The 15,784-nt window shown below is 72.2% G+C and carries 13 protein-coding genes and 3 pseudogenes; 8 read left to right on the top strand and 8 right to left on the bottom strand.

The features are described 5' to 3' along the window. The coding region (locus ACFV6V_RS25765; RefSeq protein WP_385569303.1) for an allantoate amidohydrolase at positions 1 to 1,173 on the top strand (1,173 nt) is incomplete at its 5' end. After that, the gene (locus ACFV6V_RS25770; RefSeq protein WP_385569305.1) at positions 1,164 to 2,504 is read left to right on the top strand and encodes a formimidoylglutamate deiminase; all 1,341 of its coding nucleotides are present in this window, start codon (positions 1,164 to 1,166) and stop codon (positions 2,502 to 2,504) included. The genes ACFV6V_RS25765 and ACFV6V_RS25770, both read left to right, overlap by 10 nt. 274 nt (positions 2,505 to 2,778) lie before the next feature. Here the strand turns inward: ACFV6V_RS25770 and ACFV6V_RS25775 are convergent, their stop codons facing one another. From ACFV6V_RS25775 to ACFV6V_RS25790, 4 genes are all read right to left on the bottom strand, one after another. Then, positions 2,779 to 4,023: a VWA-like domain-containing protein gene (locus ACFV6V_RS25775; protein WP_385569400.1), complete on the bottom strand. Its 1,245-nt coding sequence runs from the start codon at positions 4,021 to 4,023 to the stop codon at positions 2,779 to 2,781. A 152-nt stretch (positions 4,024 to 4,175) separates the two neighbouring features. Beyond that, on the bottom strand, positions 4,176 to 5,423 hold the full coding sequence (locus tag ACFV6V_RS25780; RefSeq protein WP_385569307.1) for an AAA family ATPase: 1,248 nt from the start codon (positions 5,421 to 5,423) through the stop codon (positions 4,176 to 4,178). 85 nt (positions 5,424 to 5,508) lie between these two features. Continuing rightward, positions 5,509 to 6,891, bottom strand: a complete 1,383-nt coding sequence (locus ACFV6V_RS25785; RefSeq protein WP_385569309.1) for a hypothetical protein — start codon at positions 6,889 to 6,891, stop codon at positions 5,509 to 5,511. Positions 6,892 to 7,013: 122 nt separating this feature from the next. Next, a complete protein-coding gene (locus tag ACFV6V_RS25790) occupies positions 7,014 to 7,427 on the bottom strand; it encodes an NUDIX hydrolase (RefSeq protein ID WP_385569402.1) in 414 nt (137 codons plus the stop codon). Positions 7,428 to 8,798: 1,371 nt separating this feature from the next. Here ACFV6V_RS25790 and ACFV6V_RS25795 point away from each other — a divergent pair. After that, positions 8,799 to 9,214: pseudogene (locus ACFV6V_RS25795) on the top strand (cytidine deaminase family protein). Here the strand turns inward: ACFV6V_RS25795 and ACFV6V_RS25800 are convergent. Both ACFV6V_RS25800 and ACFV6V_RS25805 read right to left on the bottom strand, forming a co-directional pair. Further along, positions 9,215 to 9,799 (bottom strand): DinB family protein, encoded by a 585-nt coding sequence (locus ACFV6V_RS25800; RefSeq protein ID WP_385569311.1) that lies wholly within the window; start codon positions 9,797 to 9,799, stop codon positions 9,215 to 9,217. A 54-nt stretch (positions 9,800 to 9,853) separates the two neighbouring features. Further along, positions 9,854 to 10,272 (bottom strand): annotated as a pseudogene (locus tag ACFV6V_RS25805) (ATP-binding protein). 170 nt (positions 10,273 to 10,442) lie between these two features. On the opposite strand from ACFV6V_RS25805, the gene ACFV6V_RS25810 reads away from it, so the two are divergent. Further along, positions 10,443 to 11,306: a helix-turn-helix transcriptional regulator gene (locus tag ACFV6V_RS25810; protein WP_385569314.1), complete on the top strand. Its 864-nt coding sequence runs from the start codon at positions 10,443 to 10,445 to the stop codon at positions 11,304 to 11,306. Further along, positions 11,303 to 11,575 carry a DUF397 domain-containing protein gene (locus ACFV6V_RS25815; RefSeq protein WP_385569317.1) on the top strand — a complete coding sequence of 91 codons (273 nt, stop codon included), beginning with the start codon at positions 11,303 to 11,305 and terminating at the stop codon, positions 11,573 to 11,575. Before ACFV6V_RS25810 ends, ACFV6V_RS25815 begins: the two co-directional genes overlap by 4 nt. A gap of 126 nt (positions 11,576 to 11,701) precedes the next feature. On the opposite strand, the gene ACFV6V_RS25820 is transcribed toward ACFV6V_RS25815, so the two are convergent. Beyond that, complete coding sequence (locus ACFV6V_RS25820) at positions 11,702 to 11,935, bottom strand: hypothetical protein (RefSeq protein ID WP_385569319.1); 234 nt, start codon at positions 11,933 to 11,935, stop codon at positions 11,702 to 11,704. Between the two features lie 127 nt (positions 11,936 to 12,062). After that, entirely contained in the window at positions 12,063 to 13,352 is a 1,290-nt protein-coding gene (locus tag ACFV6V_RS25825; protein WP_385569321.1) for a hypothetical protein, read from the bottom strand. A gap of 63 nt (positions 13,353 to 13,415) precedes the next feature. On the opposite strand from ACFV6V_RS25825, the gene hutI reads away from it, so the two are divergent. The 3 genes and pseudogenes from hutI to ACFV6V_RS25840 all read left to right on the top strand — a co-directional run. Next, positions 13,416 to 14,585 (top strand): imidazolonepropionase, encoded by a 1,170-nt coding sequence (hutI, locus tag ACFV6V_RS25830; protein WP_385569324.1) that lies wholly within the window; start codon positions 13,416 to 13,418, stop codon positions 14,583 to 14,585. A gap of 156 nt (positions 14,586 to 14,741) precedes the next feature. Next, complete coding sequence (locus tag ACFV6V_RS25835; protein WP_385569327.1) at positions 14,742 to 15,449, top strand: AAA family ATPase; 708 nt, start codon at positions 14,742 to 14,744, stop codon at positions 15,447 to 15,449. After that, positions 15,386 to 15,700 (top strand): annotated as a pseudogene (locus tag ACFV6V_RS25840) (hypothetical protein); the annotation flags it as partial. The gene ACFV6V_RS25835 and the pseudogene ACFV6V_RS25840, both read left to right, overlap by 64 nt. Between the last annotated feature and the right edge of the window lie 84 nt (positions 15,701 to 15,784).

Raw genomic sequence — 15,784 nt, forward strand, 5'->3', positions numbered from 1 at the left:
CCCATCGGGCGCGAGCCGGAGACCCGCGGCTACCGCCGCTACGCCTGGACCGGCGCCGACGCCGACTGCCGGGCCTGGTTCCGGGAGCAGGCCGAGGCGCGCGGGCTGGTGCACGAGACCGACCGCAACGGCAACCAGTGGGCCTGGCAAGGCGATCCCATGGCCGGTGACGCCGTCGTGACCGGGTCCCATCTGGACTCGGTCCCCGACGGCGGCGCCTTCGACGGTCCGCTCGGGGTCGTCTCCGCCTTCGCCGCCCTCGACGAACTGCGCCGCAGAGGAACTGAGTTCACCAAGCCGTTCGCCATCACCAACTTCGGCGACGAGGAGGGCGCCCGGTTCGGCCTCGCCTGCGTCGGTTCCCGCCTCGCTGCCGGGCAGCTCACCAAGGAACAGGCGCACAAGCTGCGCGACGGCGACGGCGTGTCGCTGCCGCAGGCCATGGAAGCGGCGGGATACGACCCGGATGCCATCGGCCCCGACCCCGAGCGCCTCTCCCGTATCGGCGCGTTCGTCGAGCTGCACGTCGAACAGGGCCGCGCGCTCGACCTGTCCGGGGACCCCGTCGGCATCGCCAGCGCCATCTGGCCGCACGGCCGCTGGCGCTTCGACTTCCGGGGCGAGGCCAACCACGCGGGCACCACCCGGCTCGCCGACCGCCGCGACCCGATGCTCAGCTACGCCGAGACCGTGCTCGCCGCCCGCCGCGAGGCCGAACTCGCGGGCGCCGTCGCCACCTTCGGCAAGGTGGCCGTCGAACCCAACGGCGTCAACGCCATCCCCTCCCTCGTCCGCGGCTGGCTCGACTCACGCGCCGCCGACCAGGCCACCCTCGACAAGGTCGTCGCCGCCGTGGAACAGGCCGCGAAGGACCGCGCCCAGCGCGACGGCGTCGACCTCGCCGTCGTACGCGAGTCGTTCACCCCGGTCGTCGAGTTCGGCCATGCCCTGCGCGACGAGATCGGTGCGCTGCTCGGCGGCCGGGCCCCGCTGCTGGGCACGGGCGCGGGACACGACGCCGGAATCCTTTCCGGCTCCATCCCGACCGCCATGCTGTTCGTACGCAACCCGACGGGCGTCTCACACTCCCCGGCCGAACACGCGGCCGAGGACGACTGCGTCGCCGGGGTCCTCGCACTCGCCGACGTACTGGAGGGACTCGCGTGCAGGTGACGCAGACGTACTGGCTGGAGCACGCCTGGCTCGACACCAACGTCGAACCGGGCGTGGTCATCGAGGCCGTCGGCGGCCGGATCAAGGCCGTCACGACCGGGGTCGCGACCCCGCCCCCCGGGGCCGTCGTGCTGCGCGGCCTCACCCTCCCCGGCCTCGCGAACGCCCACTCCCACGCATTCCACCGGGCCCTGCGCGGACTGGTGCAGGTCGGCTCGGGCACCTTCTGGACCTGGCGCGAGTTCATGTACCAGGTCGCCTCGCGGCTGACCCCCGACTCGTACCACGCGCTGGCGCGCGCCGTGTACGCGGAGATGGCGCTCGCCGGGGTCACGGCCGTCGGCGAGTTCCACTACGTGCACCACGCTCCCGGTGGCGCCCCCTATGCCGACCCCAACGCGATGGGCGAGGCGCTGGTCGCGGCGGCGGCCGACGCGGGCATCCGGATCACGCTGCTCGACACCGCTTATCTGTCCTCCGGCTTCGGCAAGGCCCCGGACCAGCACCAGCTCCGCTTCTCCGACGGCACGGCCGACGCCTGGGCCGCACGGGTTTCGCAGCTGAAGGACGGCGAGCTGGTGCGCATCGGCGCGGCGATCCACTCCGTACGGGCCGTCCCCGCCGACCAGCTGTCGACGGTCGCCGCCTGGGCCGCCGACCGCGGCGCACCCCTGCACGTCCACCTCTCCGAACAGACGGCCGAGAACGACGCCTGCCTCGCCGCCCACGGCTGCACCCCGACCCGGCTGCTCGCCGACCACGGAGTGCTCGGTCCGCGCACGACCGGCGTCCACAACACCCACCTGACGGACGACGACATCAGCCTGCTCGGCTCGACCGGCACCGGCACCTGTATGTGCCCGACGACCGAACGGGACCTGGCCGACGGCATCGGCCCCGCCGTGGCCCTGGGCCGGGCCGGCAGCCCCCTGTCGCTCGGCAGCGACAGCCACGCCGTCATCGACCTGCTCGAAGAGGCCCGCGCGATGGAGCTCAACGAGCGCCTGCGCTCGCGCACCCGCGGCCACTGGACGGCAGCCGCCCTGCTGCGCGCCGCCACCGCCGACGGCCACGCGGCCCTCGGCTGGGAGGACGCGGGCAGCCTCGAAGCGGGCGCACTCGCCGACTTCACCACCATCGCCCTCGACTCCGTGCGCACGGCGGGTCCGGTGCCGAGGCTCGGCGCCGAGACCGCGGTCTTCGCGGCGACGGCGGCGGACGTCCGGCACACCGTCGTGGCGGGACGCCAGGTGGTACGGGACGGGGTGCACACCCTGGTACCGGATGTGGCGTCGGCGCTGGCGGAGACGATCGGGGCACTGCGGGGCTGAGCCGCCCGCCGTTTTGAACGCGGCAGGGTTTCCACGGGAGAAGCGTGCCCAGGCCGCTCGCGAACCTGTTGCTCAGCCGCCGAATCGGGCCACCCGCACGTGCCCTGGCGCTCGATGGGCGGCTGGTCTGCCCGTCGAGGATGCCGGCGTATGCCGTACGGACGCCGATCAGGGCACAGGCACACGGCGACCCCCTGAGCCGGCCCGGGAGTTGCTGATGGCACAGAAGGCACTGCAGCAGACGGCCCGTCGGACGACGACCGGTGCGCTCCGCTCAGCCGATGGTGACGACCTGCGCCCAGGGTGGCGGAGTGTCGGGGACGTAGTCGGGGTCGTCCTCGTCCTCGTCCTGGGCGGGACGCGGGAAGAGGCCGACGACCGTGCGGCAGGGCGGCGGCGCCGATGGCCATGGCGTCTGGCCGTCCGTCAGGGCGACGATCACGTCAGGACGCGGCCGGGCGCGGAGCGCGCGGGCGAAGCCGGAGCGCAGATCCGTACCGCCGCCGCCGATCAGCTCGATCTTCTCGGCGCGGCAGATCGGTACGGCGACCCCGGCCGCCGCGTCGCAGGAGATCACCGAGACCAGGTCGCGCCGCCCGCCCACCGCGCGCGAGATCGCCGCCACCTCCAGCAGCGCGCTGCCCAGCTCGGCGTCGCTCACCGAGCCGGAGGTGTCGATCACCACACAGACCCGGGGCGGCGTTCGGCGCAGGCTCGGCAGCACCACCCCGGGCACGGAGGCCGAGCGCCGGGACGGGCGGCGGTAGCTGTGGTTCCCGCCCGCTCCTGCCGCGCTCGCCGCCGACCGGATCGCAGCCCCCAGCAACTGCCGCCAGGGCTGCGGCGGATGAAACGCCTCGTCCGCCCATCGCCGCCAACCGTCCGGAGCGTCGCCCGGACGGCCCTTGATCCCCTCAGCGACCCGGAAGCGGACCGCGTCCCGCTGCTGCTTCGTGAGCCCGTGGGCCCCGTCGGGCCCCAGCTCCCAGGGTCGTTCCTGCCCGTCGGCACCACTGCCGCAGTCCAGCCAGGCCAGCTCCGCGACGAGCCCGCACATCGACGACCTCCGCAGGTACTCCTCCATCAGCAGCCCGTCATCCAGCCCCAGCAGCGATGGCAGCACCGCCCCGACGGGCCGGGGCAGGCCGTCGCCGTAGATGTCGTCGTTGATCTCGAAGTCCGCGGCGATGTTCCGACGCAGCCTCTCCCGGCCTTCGGCCCGGCGGACCCCCGTCCCGCTTCGCTCACCCGGCCCGTGTGCCCCGTGCTCCCGCGCGTAGCGTTCGCCGCGCCCGTGATGGTCCCGGAGCAGGTGGGAGACCTCGTGCACCCAGACGCCCGCCAGTTCCTCCACCGGCATGCGCGCCACGAAGGCGGGCGAGACGTAGCACCGCCAGTGCGCGTCCACCGCCATCGTCGGCACCGAACGGTCCTCGACCACGTGCAGCGCGAACAGCGCGGCGGCCAGGTAGGGACGGACCTTCACCGCGTGCAGCCGGGCGGCCAGCAGCTTCTCCATGTCCAGCCGGAGTACGGGCTCTTCGGCGGCCCGGCCTCCTTCCGCCCCGCCCGGGAAGCCGTCCGGCGCCGACGGCACGGCGGCCCGTACCGGACGCGGCGCCGGGGGCCGGGCCATCGGTCGCGGCAGCGGGCGCTTCGCCCTGGCTCCCGTCATCGGCCCGCACCCGCCGCGGCCACGGCAGTCGCTCCTGCCCTGGCCCGCCCCACCGACCGGTCCGCACGCCTGGCCAGACCGATCACCCCGGCCAGCCGCTCCACCGCCTCCGGCACCTCCCAGGCGTCGCGCCGCAGCGCGGCGAGCGTGGTGGCCGGGCCCACCAGCAGGTCCGGAGCCCCGGTCTCCAGCGCCCGGACCAGCACCGCCCAAGCCGCCTCCCAGCGCTCCCGTTCCGGCCTCGCCCCGACCGCGGCCACCACCCCCTCCAGCGCCGCCTGACGCAGGTCGCCCCGTACGGGCAGCTCGACGGAGCCCGGATCGGCCAGCAGCGACTCCGGGTCCGGCAGGTCCATCCGGTCCAGATGCGCGAGGAGTTCAAGCCCGGGCCCGTCCCCGACCGCGCCCCGCACCAGCAACGCCAGCACCTCCCGCGACACCGAGGCCGCCGTGCCGAACGCCAGCAGGGTCAGCGCGGCCTCCCAGCTGCGGGGCGAGGGCCAGGCGCCTCCGCGCCGCGTCTCGCTGTTCGGCAGCCGGTGGATCAGCGTGGGCCGGGCCTGGAGGAAGCCGCAGACCGCGCGCCGGGCGAAGGCCACCGCCTCCGGCAGCCGTTCTTGCACGAGCCGGGGCAGCTCCGCCCGGGGCCAGACCCCGCCGAGCCCGCGTACGACCACTTCCCGGTCGTGCACCCAGTACAGATGCACGAACCGGTTGGCCAGCGGCGGGCTGAGCTCCCACCCGTCCGCCGCTGAAGCGCGCGGATTCGCCGCTGCCACGATCCTCACCCCTGACGGGAGTTGCAGCGCACCGACCCTCCGCTCCAGGACGACCCGGAGCAGTGCGGCCTGGACAGCCGGGGTGGCGGTGGAGAGCTCGTCCAGGAACAGCAGCCCACGCCCGGCCCGTACCAGCTCCACAGCCCACTGCGGCGGCGCCATCGGCACCCCCTGCGTCTCAGGGGCGTCGCCCACGATGGGCAGCCCGGAGAAGTCGGACGGTTCATGGACGCTGGCGATCACGGTCGTCAGCGGCAGGCCGAGGGAGTCGGCGAGCTGGGTCAGGGCAGCGGTCTTGCCGATGCCCGGCTCGCCCCAGAGCAGCACGGGCAGGTCGGCCGACACGGCCAGGGTGAGGGCTTCGAGCTGTTCGTCGGGGCGGGGCTCCGTGGTGGTCGTCCGCAGGAGGGCGAGGAGGTCGTCGGCGAGGGAGAGACGGGCGGGAGCGGAGGTACGGGAAGTCATGGGCATCACCTCGAATGGGGTAGGGGAAGGCGCGAACGCACCGTGGGGAAAGGCACTTCGGTGAACTGGGCGGGGCGGCGGAAGTTCAGCCGGTCAGGGCGTAGCGGGGACGGGTCAGGCTGCCGCGCTTGCGCCGCATGGCGCGAGGCATACGGAGATCAGGGCGAGGGCGCCCCTGTGACGCCCTGTCCACACCGGCAGCCGGGTGCACGGCGACCAGCCCGGAGCGGAAGAGCCCGTGGTCGATGCGCCGGGTCACGGCCGACTCCAGTGCCTCCCGGAGCGGCCCGTCGCGCAGCACGGCACCGGGCCCGAGCAGCCCTTCGACCACCGCCAGCGCACCGGCCACATCGCCGTGCCCCAGGCGTTCCCGTACCGCGGGCAGTGCCTCAGGGCTGCGGTGCACCGCGTCGATCGCCCGCAGGCAGGGCAGCGGCGGCCCGCCGAGTGCCACCAGCAGCTCCTCGCGGCGCAGTTGGTCCGCGTCGTGATCGACGGCCGTCAGCACCCCGTCCCGCGGCGCGATGCGGTGCACCTCGCCCCGGCACTCCACCCGGTGCGGATCACGGGACCCGGGTTGGGCGCCGAGCGCCGGCGTCATCGTTCCGAACGGCGCCAGGGCCGGGGCGACCAGCGGATGCAACCGCCCGATCGTGATCAGCCCGGCGTCCAGGAGCTCCAGATCCGGCAGCACCCGGGCCGCAGCCTCCGGCAGCACCGGCAGCGCGGCGACCTCCCGCGGGGGCGGCGCCTCACGCAGCATCGGGGCGTGGCTGTCGTCGGGAGCCACGAGCTCGAGCACGGCGCTGCTTCGCGCCGCGAGCCGAACGGTGAACGCCCCACGAGGACTCTGCCCCTCGGCGCGCAACAGCAGCTCGGCTTCGGCGGCCCAACGCGCCACCGCCCAAGGGGAATCGTCCCCGGCGGCACACCGCGACCCCAGCTCACCGCTCCGTCCGGCATCCCAGAGATGCCGGTGCAGATCGAGCCGGAAACGCCGGTCGGGATGCGGGTGCGGGTGATGCCCGGGGTCGTCGTTCCCGGATCCGTCCCACAACGCCAGGGACATCCGCTGCCCGGCATCCGCCCAGGCCGGGGGTGTCCGCACCACCAACTGCAGCGGTGCATCGCCGGAACCGGAACCCGGGTACCGGGCCAGGCAGACGGTGAGTCCGGGACGGAGCAGCCCGTCAGGGGCACTACGGGGCATGTGCCAGCGCAGCAGATCCGGCGCCAGCAGGCGCAGATCCGCGCGAAGGCGGGTGACAAGACCGGTGCCGTGGCGACGGCCCACGGCGCGCAGATCGAGATCGACATCGATCCGGGCAGCGGCGCAGGCCCCCGCCCAGTCGCCGACCGCACGCCGTGCGGTCGCAGTCTCGATCATGGACGGTGGCACGGCGTACTCACGCACGCGCTGCCACATCAGCAGTCGGGACGGAAACTCGTTCGCGAAGTGATGTGCCATCAGCACTCACCCTGAGCGAACGATTCCCCCAATCCGAATGAGGAGAAGTTCATCATCGCGGGCATCGTAACCACACCGATGGTGATCTGTCAGTCCCCTTTGACTCGCGTGGACGCGGACGATCAGGTGCGAAGGGCCTCGTCGAGGTACTGCTGCACCGGCTCGAAGAGCCCGTACGGCACGTACCGCGGGATCTCGCCGAGCGCGACCCACGCGAGCTCGGCCAGCTCCTCGGCGTCCGCCACGTGGGCGGTGCCGCCCAGCACCTCGCAGGCCGTGTAGGACATCAGCCGTCCGGTGTTCGGGTGCACCCGCTCGCCGAGCTGTTCCACGGAGGCCACCTCCAGGCCGGTCTCCTCCCGGGTCTCCCGCACCGCAGCGGCTTCGCGTGCCTCACCGGGCTCGACCTCTCCGGCCGGGAACTGCCAGGAGAGCCGCCCCTCGCCGACCCGTCGGCGCACCAGCAGCACACGCCCCTCGTGCACGATGACGGCAGCGGCGATGCCCGGCCGTTCGGCCAGGTCCTGATGCGTCATGTCTGCTCCTTCGGGAGCAACGAGTGCCTTGAGGCAGGTCCGTTGGATGTCGTCATGAATCGTCCATCGGCGAGGTGCCGCTGCGGCAGGAGCGGCAGCGGCCTGGTCCCCGCGCGCGGAAGGCGCGGTCGCAGAGGTCGCAGTTCTGGAGCGGGTCGGGGCGTGGCGGTGGCGCCGTGCCGGTCGGCAGCAGGGGCGGCAGCAGCGCGGTGAGGCGGTGGGCGAGGAAGCCGGCCGGGTGGTGCAGGGTTCCGGGTGGCAGGCCGCTGGTGAGGGCCTGCCGTACGGCGTCGGGGGCCGTTCCGCGTTCCAGCCAGGCGGCGACGGCGGGGGCGAGCCGTCGTACGTCCCGTTGGCGAGGGTCAGTCGTGGTTCCTGTACGCGCAGGCCGCTGAGCAGGTCGGCGGCGATGCGGCGGAGGTCGGGGGCGTACGCCCTGGGGGTGGGGAGCGGGGGTCGTACCGGGGCCGACCGTGGTGCGGGTGCGGGTGCGGGTGCGGGTGCGGGTGCGGGTGCGGGCGGTTCGGCGGGCGGCTTCGGAGCCGGTTCCGGGCTCGCGACGTCCGCCGCCTCGGCCGCGGTCACCGCCTCACGCGCTCGCTGGGCGGCGATGGCCGCCGGATTGTTGTACGCATGAGTGACCGTCGTCCAGGTGCCGTCCGCCAACGGCTGTCGTACGCGCGCCAGGTACCCGTGCTTCTCCAGCTCCCGGAGCGCCTCGGCGAACCGGTCGCGTCCTTCAGGGAACCTGTCCGCCAGGCTGCGGATGTCCACCCGCGATCCGTCCCGCAGCGACAGGATGTGGACGGCGAGGCCGATCGCCATGCACGACAACTCGCGGTGCTGGGCGAGATGGTTGCCGACGACCGTGAAATCGGATGTGTGTGCGGCAATCACCTTGGTGACGCCGCGGCCCGGTCGGTGAACCTGCTCCTGAGCGTACTTGGGCGCGTTAAGCTGCGTATCAGCCATCGGGAAGGTGCTTCTTCCTGGGTGGTGAGGCCCTCGTTCGGGATGCCAGTCCCGGCCGGGGGCCGTCGCATATGCCGTGGTATATGCACGAGTTGGTCGGTGCCGACCTTGCCCTGAATGTCGCGCGGAAATCCAGCCAACCGGGTCAGGATCACCCGCGTGAGTGACCCAGGGGCTCGAGCTCACCACGGTGGGGTGGGGTGGGTTCTTTCTCCCGGTTCTTTGCTCTCTTGGCGCCTGCGCGACCGGATCCTGCGCCACCGGATCCTGGGTCGCCGGTGCGCAGGTCACCGATGCCTGGGTTTCCGGACTTCGGCGAGGGAGGTGCCGGCGATTTCCGCTTGCGGAGCCCGCTCACCTGGGCGAGCGTCGACTGACACCCGGACGAAGGCGGAGGGCATGACCAGGCCGACCACCCAGCATGTCGACCAAGATCTCATCGAGGCGGCAGCCCATGTCGCCCGCACGCGCTGCCGGGGCGACAACCACACCGTGGCCGCCGCGGGCCGCGCCCGGGACGGACGGATCGTCACAGCGGTGAACGCCTACCACTTCACGGGCGGCCCCTGCGCCGAACTGGTGCTCGTCGGTGCGGCAGCCGCCCAGGGTGTCCATGAGCTGGACACGGTCGTCGCCGTGGGCGACCGCGAGCGCGGGGTAATCCTCCGTGCGGACGGTGCCGTCAGGTCCTTCTCGACTATTTTCCCGCGCTCAAGGTCATCGTCGGCGAAGGCGACCGCATCCGGACCGTCCGTATCACCGAGTTGCTGCCGGAAAGCTATGTCTGGGCCGAACACCGGCGCGGGGACGGGTGATCACTGGCCCACCCGGCCGTCGATCCGCTCGCGCAGAAGGTCGGCGTGGCCGCAGTGCCGCGCGTACTCCGAGATCTGAGCCACCAGGATGTCGCGGAGCTGCACGTCCCCACCGGGTCGGGCGCCGAGGTCGGCGAAGCCGGCGATGAACCGGTCCGTCACCTCCATCTCGGCCCGCCACCGGCGCCAGGCGTCCTCCACGACCGCCGGGTCGGCGACCGCACCGTTCCAGTCGCCGTCGCGGTCCTCCGGGGTGCGGTAGATCCTGGGCAGGTCCTGACCGGCCTGCCGGCGAAAGTGCCGTTCGTCCTCGGCCATGTGCCGCACCAACCCGAGCAGGGACATGGTGGAGGGCGGTACGGAGCGCAAGGCCATCTGATCGGCGTCCAGCCCCGCACACTTCATCTCCACGGTGAGGCGGAAGTGGCGCAGCCCGTCGAGCAGCGTGCTCCGTTCGTCGACCGTCTCGGTGCTCGACTCGCGCGGATCGTCGTCCGGGTCGATCCACATGTCGGGGTGGACGGTGGACGGGGTCCAGCGGGATACCGCTGCCTCTGCGTCGTCGATGCGTTCACCTGAGTCCATCCGGGCATCCTCGTGCGCGTCAGCACAGGCCACCACCGAATATCGCGCTGGCGCCTATCGGCGTACGAGATCGATCTCGGCCCACACCGTCTTGCACGGCATCGGCCCGGGCCGGACGCCCCACCGGTCGGCGAGGGCACCGACGAGAAGCAGCCCCCGACCCGATTCCTCGTCGGGGGCGACCGGTTGGGGCGCGGGCAGACGATCACCGCGTGTGTCGGTCGCTTCGATACGGAGGGTGCTCGGCGTCACCTCCAGGTGCAGCCGGAAGTCCCGCCCCGAGATCCGTCCGTGTAGCGCGGCGTTCGCGGCCAGCTCGGCGATGACATGGACGGCGGCATCCGAGGCCAGGCCCCACGAACGCAGCTGCTCAACGGCGAGCAGCCGGGCGAGACCGCGCCCCGGCGGGTTGAGGACAGTCGGATGTTGAATTGCAAGGCAGTGGCGAGAGGTTGCCGAGTTCGCTGGTTCATGCGACTCAGCGTGGTGCCGCGAATCTACCCTGAACAGTGATGCAGTCGATACGTACCGTGACTGTCCCGGTGCTGTCCTGCTTTGTCTCGGCTGTATCGAGTGACGGGCGGGTATGCCGGGCGTTGGACACGATCAGCGCGTGGCGCGGTCGAAGGGTGGTGGGTGCGAGGTGAGCAGCGTGACGGACGTGGACGGTGGGGCGGACGAGCCCGGTTGGGACGTCGATCCGGAGGACGAGATCGCGCCGGTGGTCGAGATGGTGGGCAGCCAGCTCAAGATCTGGCGAGAGAGCGTGGGGCTGAGGGTCTCAGAGCTCGCACCGCGCATCGGATACGGCGAGGACCAGATTCGCAAGGTTGAACGTGGTGCCCGGATTCCGCGTCCGGAGTATCTGGACAGCATGGATCGGGAGCTGGGTGCGGGCGGGAAGATCACTGCGATGCAGGAGAAGCTGGCGGAGGCGCGGTACCCGAAGCCGGTCCGCGAGCTGGCAAAGCTGGAGGCGAAGGCAGTCGAGGTCGCGGCATACGGCAGTCACAACCTCCACGGTTTGCTTCAGACGAAGGAGTATGCGACGGCGCTGTTCGAGATGCGTCGGCCCGCTCATGTGCCCGACGAGGTCCAGCGGTTGGTCGAGGCGCGCATAGCGAGGCATTCGATCTTCGAGCGCGTGCCGGTGCCGTCCCTGAACTTCGTTCAGGAAGAGGTGACCCTGCGTCGCCCCATCGGGGGCACAGGGGTGCTGCGCCATCAGCTCGAACATCTGCTGGAGCTTGGCCGGTTGCGGCACGTCGAGATTCAGGTGATGCCGACAGACCGGGACGACCACGCGGGAATGGCCGGCGAGATGCAGGTGCTGAAGTTCAATGACGGAACGGCCGTGGGCCGGGCGGAAGGCGTGTTCAACGGCCGCCCGGTCTCCGAGCCCAAACAGCTCCGGATCATCGAGCTACGGTGTGGCATCATCCGGGCTCAGGCTCTCACCCCACGGGAGTCACTGGCCTTCATCGAGCAAGTGCTGGGAGAGATATGACCCTCAAGCCCTCCACTGGGGACGGCCTGCGACTGCGGTGGTTCAAGAGCAGCTACAGCGACAGCAGCAACAGCAACGAGTGCGTCGAGGTCGCCTGGCTCAACGGTGGCGAGGGAGACTGCGTCGAGGCGGCCTCCAACTCTTCCCGCCCCAGCGTCCACATCCGTGACTCCAAGAACCCGCGCGGCCCTCGGCTCAACTTCGGCTCCGCCGCATGGTCCGGCTTCGTCGCGTACGCCTCCGAGGCCCCCGGCGCCCTTCGTCACTAGAGCGCAGCGGCCCTTCGCCGGGACCTCTAACGTCCGGGTCGGCTGAGTGTGGCGGTCGGTGTGGCGGATATAGGTCGACCACACGTGAGCGGCAGCAGTGGGCAGCGTCCAGGCGAAGGCCGCCGCTCACCGACCGGCTGGCGCGGACTCCTTGAGCAGGCGGCGGGCGCGCAGCAGGCGGACCATGCCATAGACGCGTACGGCGGTGAACGCCAGCACCACGACACCGAGGCCGGCGAAAGTCAGGTCACTGTCCCGCGCGGACACGTAGAAGAGCATGCCGGCGAAGGCAGTGCCGAGGACGGTCAGCACGGGTTCGCGGACCCAATAGGGGAGAACGCGCAGAATCAGTCCGATCACGTGGGCACTTCATCAGCTCCGGGCTCGTGCGCGCTGTGATGGACCCCACGCTTCCGGTACCGGAGAGCACCGACGTGCCGGCGGCGGCCCTCTTGCGCGGGACACAGAGGCAGTGGGCCGAGCGTGATCACGTGCCGCCCCGAGCCCGGTACCGGCGCACCAGCGCGGGGACCCAGGGCGCGACGCCCACGGCGAGCAGCATCACCAGCAGCGGCAGCCGCCACCACCACGTCAGGCTCGGTGCAGGCGGCGCGGGGGCGTCGGACACCCAGGGGCGTGCGGTCTTCGACCAGGCGAGGAAGGCATCGCCGACGGGGACCAGGCCGAAGGCATAGCGCTTGGTCCACGGGGTGTCGACCGGTGCGCCCAGCAGCTCGCTGAAGCTGGTCAGGCCCTCGGCGAGCGGGGCGTCGCCGTGGACCTGGGCGGCGCCCGCCGTGACCACCGAGGCGGAGAGGCTCACGCCCAGAGGGAGGGGTCCTGAGTCCACGTCGGCGGGGCCGTCCAGACCGTCGGGGTACTCGCGGACCGCTGGGCCGAGGGCGAGCGGCCTGGTCACGTACCGGTCGCGGAAGCGGGCGTACTGCTGGTCCGCGAAGGACGGGTCGATGTCGACCAGGAAGCGCTGGATCATGCTCTGCGAGGTGGCCCGGGCCACCTCGGCCGGGGCGCCGGTCGCGAGGTCCACGCGGTGGGGCAGCAGACCGGTGCGCGGGTCGAGACGGTCGCGTACCGCCCGCAGCCAGCGGTCGGCGGTTCCCGCGAACCGGGGCGGCAGCAGCTTGTCGTGCAGCCGCAGTGAGGCCATCGCCACCGTCGAGTCCACCGGCCACGCCTGGCCGGGGTAGGCGGCGAGATACGGCGACGACTCCGAGGCGTCGAAGGCCGCGCCGAGCGCCGCCGAGTCGGCCGTGAACCGGCGTACCTCGGCCGGGTCGCGGCGTGCGGCCGGTTGCAGGCTCAGGACGCCGCCGCGCAGCCAGTTCGTCCAGCCCCGGTAGAAGACGCCGTACGACGGGACGAGATCCTCGCTGAACGGAGCGCGGCCCGGCGGCGAGTCCAGCCGTGCCAGCGCCCAGCGGGCCTCCCGCAGCGCTTCGGCCCGAGTCGTGTCGCCTTCCGGCTTCCGTATCCCGAGCTCGACCCAGGTCAGCCCGTAGAGCGCGTGCAGGAAGAAGTACCCCTCGGGAAAGAGCTGCTGGGCCTCGTCACCGGCCCCGTCGTCCAGGGCCGTCCGCAGGAACGCCAGCTGCCGCTGGACCCCGGGGGGCTCGCCGGTCGTGCCGCCCGTCGCGGGGGCGATCAGGCGGACCGTACCGAGCAGGGCGCAGAGGCTGACGGCACAGGCGATGACGCGGCGCGTCCACAGCAGTGCCGTCCGGTGCCGATGCCGTCGCGGTGATCGTTCCCCCGTCATGCGCCCCGAGCCTACATACGCCCTCGCGACAGGGGCCCGGACCCCTGTGGAAGCATGGGATGCATGACCAGCACCGTCATCACCAGCATCGGCGCCCTCGTCACCAACGACCCCGCCGCCGGCAACGGCCCCCTCGGGCTGATCGAGAACGCCGCCCTGGTCATCGAGGGTGACACCGTCGCCTGGACCGGCGCCGCCGCCGCCGCGCCCGCCGCCGACGAGGGGTACGACGCGGGCGGGCGGGCCGTGATCCCCGGGTTCGTGGACTCGCACTCGCACCTGGTCTTCGCGGGGGACCGGACCCAGGAGTTCAATGCCCGGATGTCCGGTCGGGCCTATTCCGCGGGCGGGATCCGCACCACGGTCGCCGCCACCCGTGCCGCCAGCGACGAGGAGCTGGAGGGCAACCTCACCCGGTATCTGGGAGAGGCGCTGCGGCAGGGGACCACGACCTTCGAGACCAAGAGCGGTTACGGGCTGACCACCCACGACGAGGAGCGGGCGCTCCGTATCGCCGCCCGGCACACCGACGAGGTCACCTACCTCGGCGCCCATGTCGTGTCCCCGGACTACGCCGACGACCCCGCCGGTTACGTCGCCCTTGTCACGGGCGAGATGCTGGACGCCTGCGCGCCGCACGCCCGCTGGGTGGACGTGTTCTGCGAGAAGGGCGCCTTCGACGGGGACCAGGCCCGTGCGGTGCTGACGGCGGGCATGGCCAAGGGGCTCGTCCCGCGTGTCCACGCCAACCAGCTCACCTACGGCCCGGGGGTCCAGCTCGCCGTCGAGCTCGGCGCGGCGTCCGCCGACCACTGCACGCACCTCACGGACGAGGACGTGGACGCGCTCGCGAACGGCGACACCGTGGCGACCCTGCTCCCGGGCGCCGAGTTCTCCACCCGTGCCGAGTGGCCGAATGCCCGCAGGCTGATCGACGCGGGGGTGACGGTCGCGCTGTCCACGGACTGCAACCCCGGCTCTTCCTTCACCTCCTCCGTGCCGTTCTGCATCGCCCTCGCCGTGCGCGACATGGGCATGACCCCGGATGAGGCCCTCTGGTCCGCCACGGCGGGCGGCGCCGCCGCCCTGCGCCGCACGGACATCGGGCGCCTCGCCCCGGGCTCCCGTGCGGACCTCGCCCTCCTCGACGCGCCGTCGCATGTGCACCTGGCGTACCGCCCGGGTGTGCCGCTGGTCGGCGAGGTGTGGCGGCGGGGTGCTCGCGTGGTCTGACCGCGCACGCCGGGTGGCTGCCCGGCAGTCAGGTGGTGCGGCCGGTGACAAGCCCGCTGAAGAGGGCAGTTGGTCGCCCGGCGCAGGTGGTCCAGCCGGCGGCGTTGGTGATCCGCGCGCACCGGCGCGTTGCGTGCCCTGTGAAAGACTCGCCACGTGATTATCGAACGTGCGTACGCACATGTGGCCGAGCAGGAAGACACGGCCTGGCCCTGGTCCGTGCCCTGCGTGCGGGCGCTGCTGGCGGACGGGCTGCGCTTCACCGCGCCGGTGACGTTCCTCGTCGGTGAGAACGGCTCGGGTAAGTCGACCCTCGTCGAGGCCCTCGCCGAGGGCTTCGGGCTGGACCCCTGGGGCGGCTCGCACGACTGGCGCTACGCCAGCCATCGCGCCAAGTCGGCGCTGGGCGAGCGGATGCGCTTCGACCCCGCGCCCCGTGGTCGGCGCATGCTGGGGAGTTGGTCGGCGCGGAAGGGGTTCTTCCTGCGGGCCGAGACGGCTCTGGACGCGCTGGACCGGGAGGGGTTCGCGCCGGATTCCGTCAGCCATGGTGAGGGCTTTCTCGCCGCGTTCCGGGGGAAGTTCCTCCAGCCGGGGCTGTATGTGATGGATGAGCCGGAGGCGGCGCTCTCCTTCACCTCCTGTCTGGAGCTCATCGGCTGTGTCGACCAGCTCGTGAAGACCGGGGGCCAGGTCATCTGCGCCACTCACTCCCCGCTGCTGACGGCGATGCCGGGTGCCGACATCATCGAGGTCGGTGAGCACGGCATGCGCCGGGTGGCCTGGGGCCGGCTGTCCCTGGTCGACCACTGGCGCCGCTATCTCGCCGACCCGCAGTCCTATCTGCGGCACATCCTCGACTGAGGAACGGGTGTCCCGCGGCGGCACCGCCCGGCAGACTCGACACGAGCGGCAGCGGCCGCACCGTCTGATTCGACCGCGGTGACAACAGGGGCACGGCTCCCAGGGGCGGCGACTTCGCGTACGGCCGCCACAAGGGGCGGTGCGCGGACGGCGAGTACGCGGCGGGGATCGCGTACACCGGACGGTTCGGCTCCGCGCGGACTCCGGACGCGCTGCACTGCCGGACGCTGACCGGCAACACCCGTCGCTGAACGACTCATTCGTAGCGCTGGTCACGGATTGACCGTCTCACCCTGTCCCGGGAGGTTTTCGGCCGGTACCGTCCTGTCCGGGGA

The organism is Streptomyces sp. NPDC059828 (genome assembly GCF_042731955.1).
GTDB lineage: Bacteria > Actinomycetota > Actinomycetes > Streptomycetales > Streptomycetaceae > Streptomyces.

Bases quoted from the DNA above. Each gene is read 5' to 3' on its own strand.
- ACFV6V_RS25775 (WP_385569400.1), bottom strand. From the start codon at position 4,023: ATGGAGAAGCTGCTGGCCGCCCGGCTGCACGCGGTGAAGGTCCGTCCC.
- ACFV6V_RS25780 (WP_385569307.1), bottom strand. From the start codon at position 5,423: ATGACTTCCCGTACCTCCGCTCCCGCCCGTCTCTCCCTCGCCGACGAC.
- ACFV6V_RS25785 (WP_385569309.1), bottom strand. From the start codon at position 6,891: ATGGCACATCACTTCGCGAACGAGTTTCCGTCCCGACTGCTGATGTGG.
- ACFV6V_RS25790 (WP_385569402.1), bottom strand. From the start codon at position 7,427: ATGACGCATCAGGACCTGGCCGAACGGCCGGGCATCGCCGCTGCCGTC.
- ACFV6V_RS25800 (WP_385569311.1), bottom strand. From the start codon at position 9,799: ATGGACTCAGGTGAACGCATCGACGACGCAGAGGCAGCGGTATCCCGC.
- ACFV6V_RS25815 (WP_385569317.1), top strand. From the start codon at position 11,303: ATGACCCTCAAGCCCTCCACTGGGGACGGCCTGCGACTGCGGTGGTTC.
- ACFV6V_RS25825 (WP_385569321.1), bottom strand. From the start codon at position 13,352: ATGACGGGGGAACGATCACCGCGACGGCATCGGCACCGGACGGCACTG.
- hutI (WP_385569324.1), top strand. From the start codon at position 13,416: ATGACCAGCACCGTCATCACCAGCATCGGCGCCCTCGTCACCAACGAC.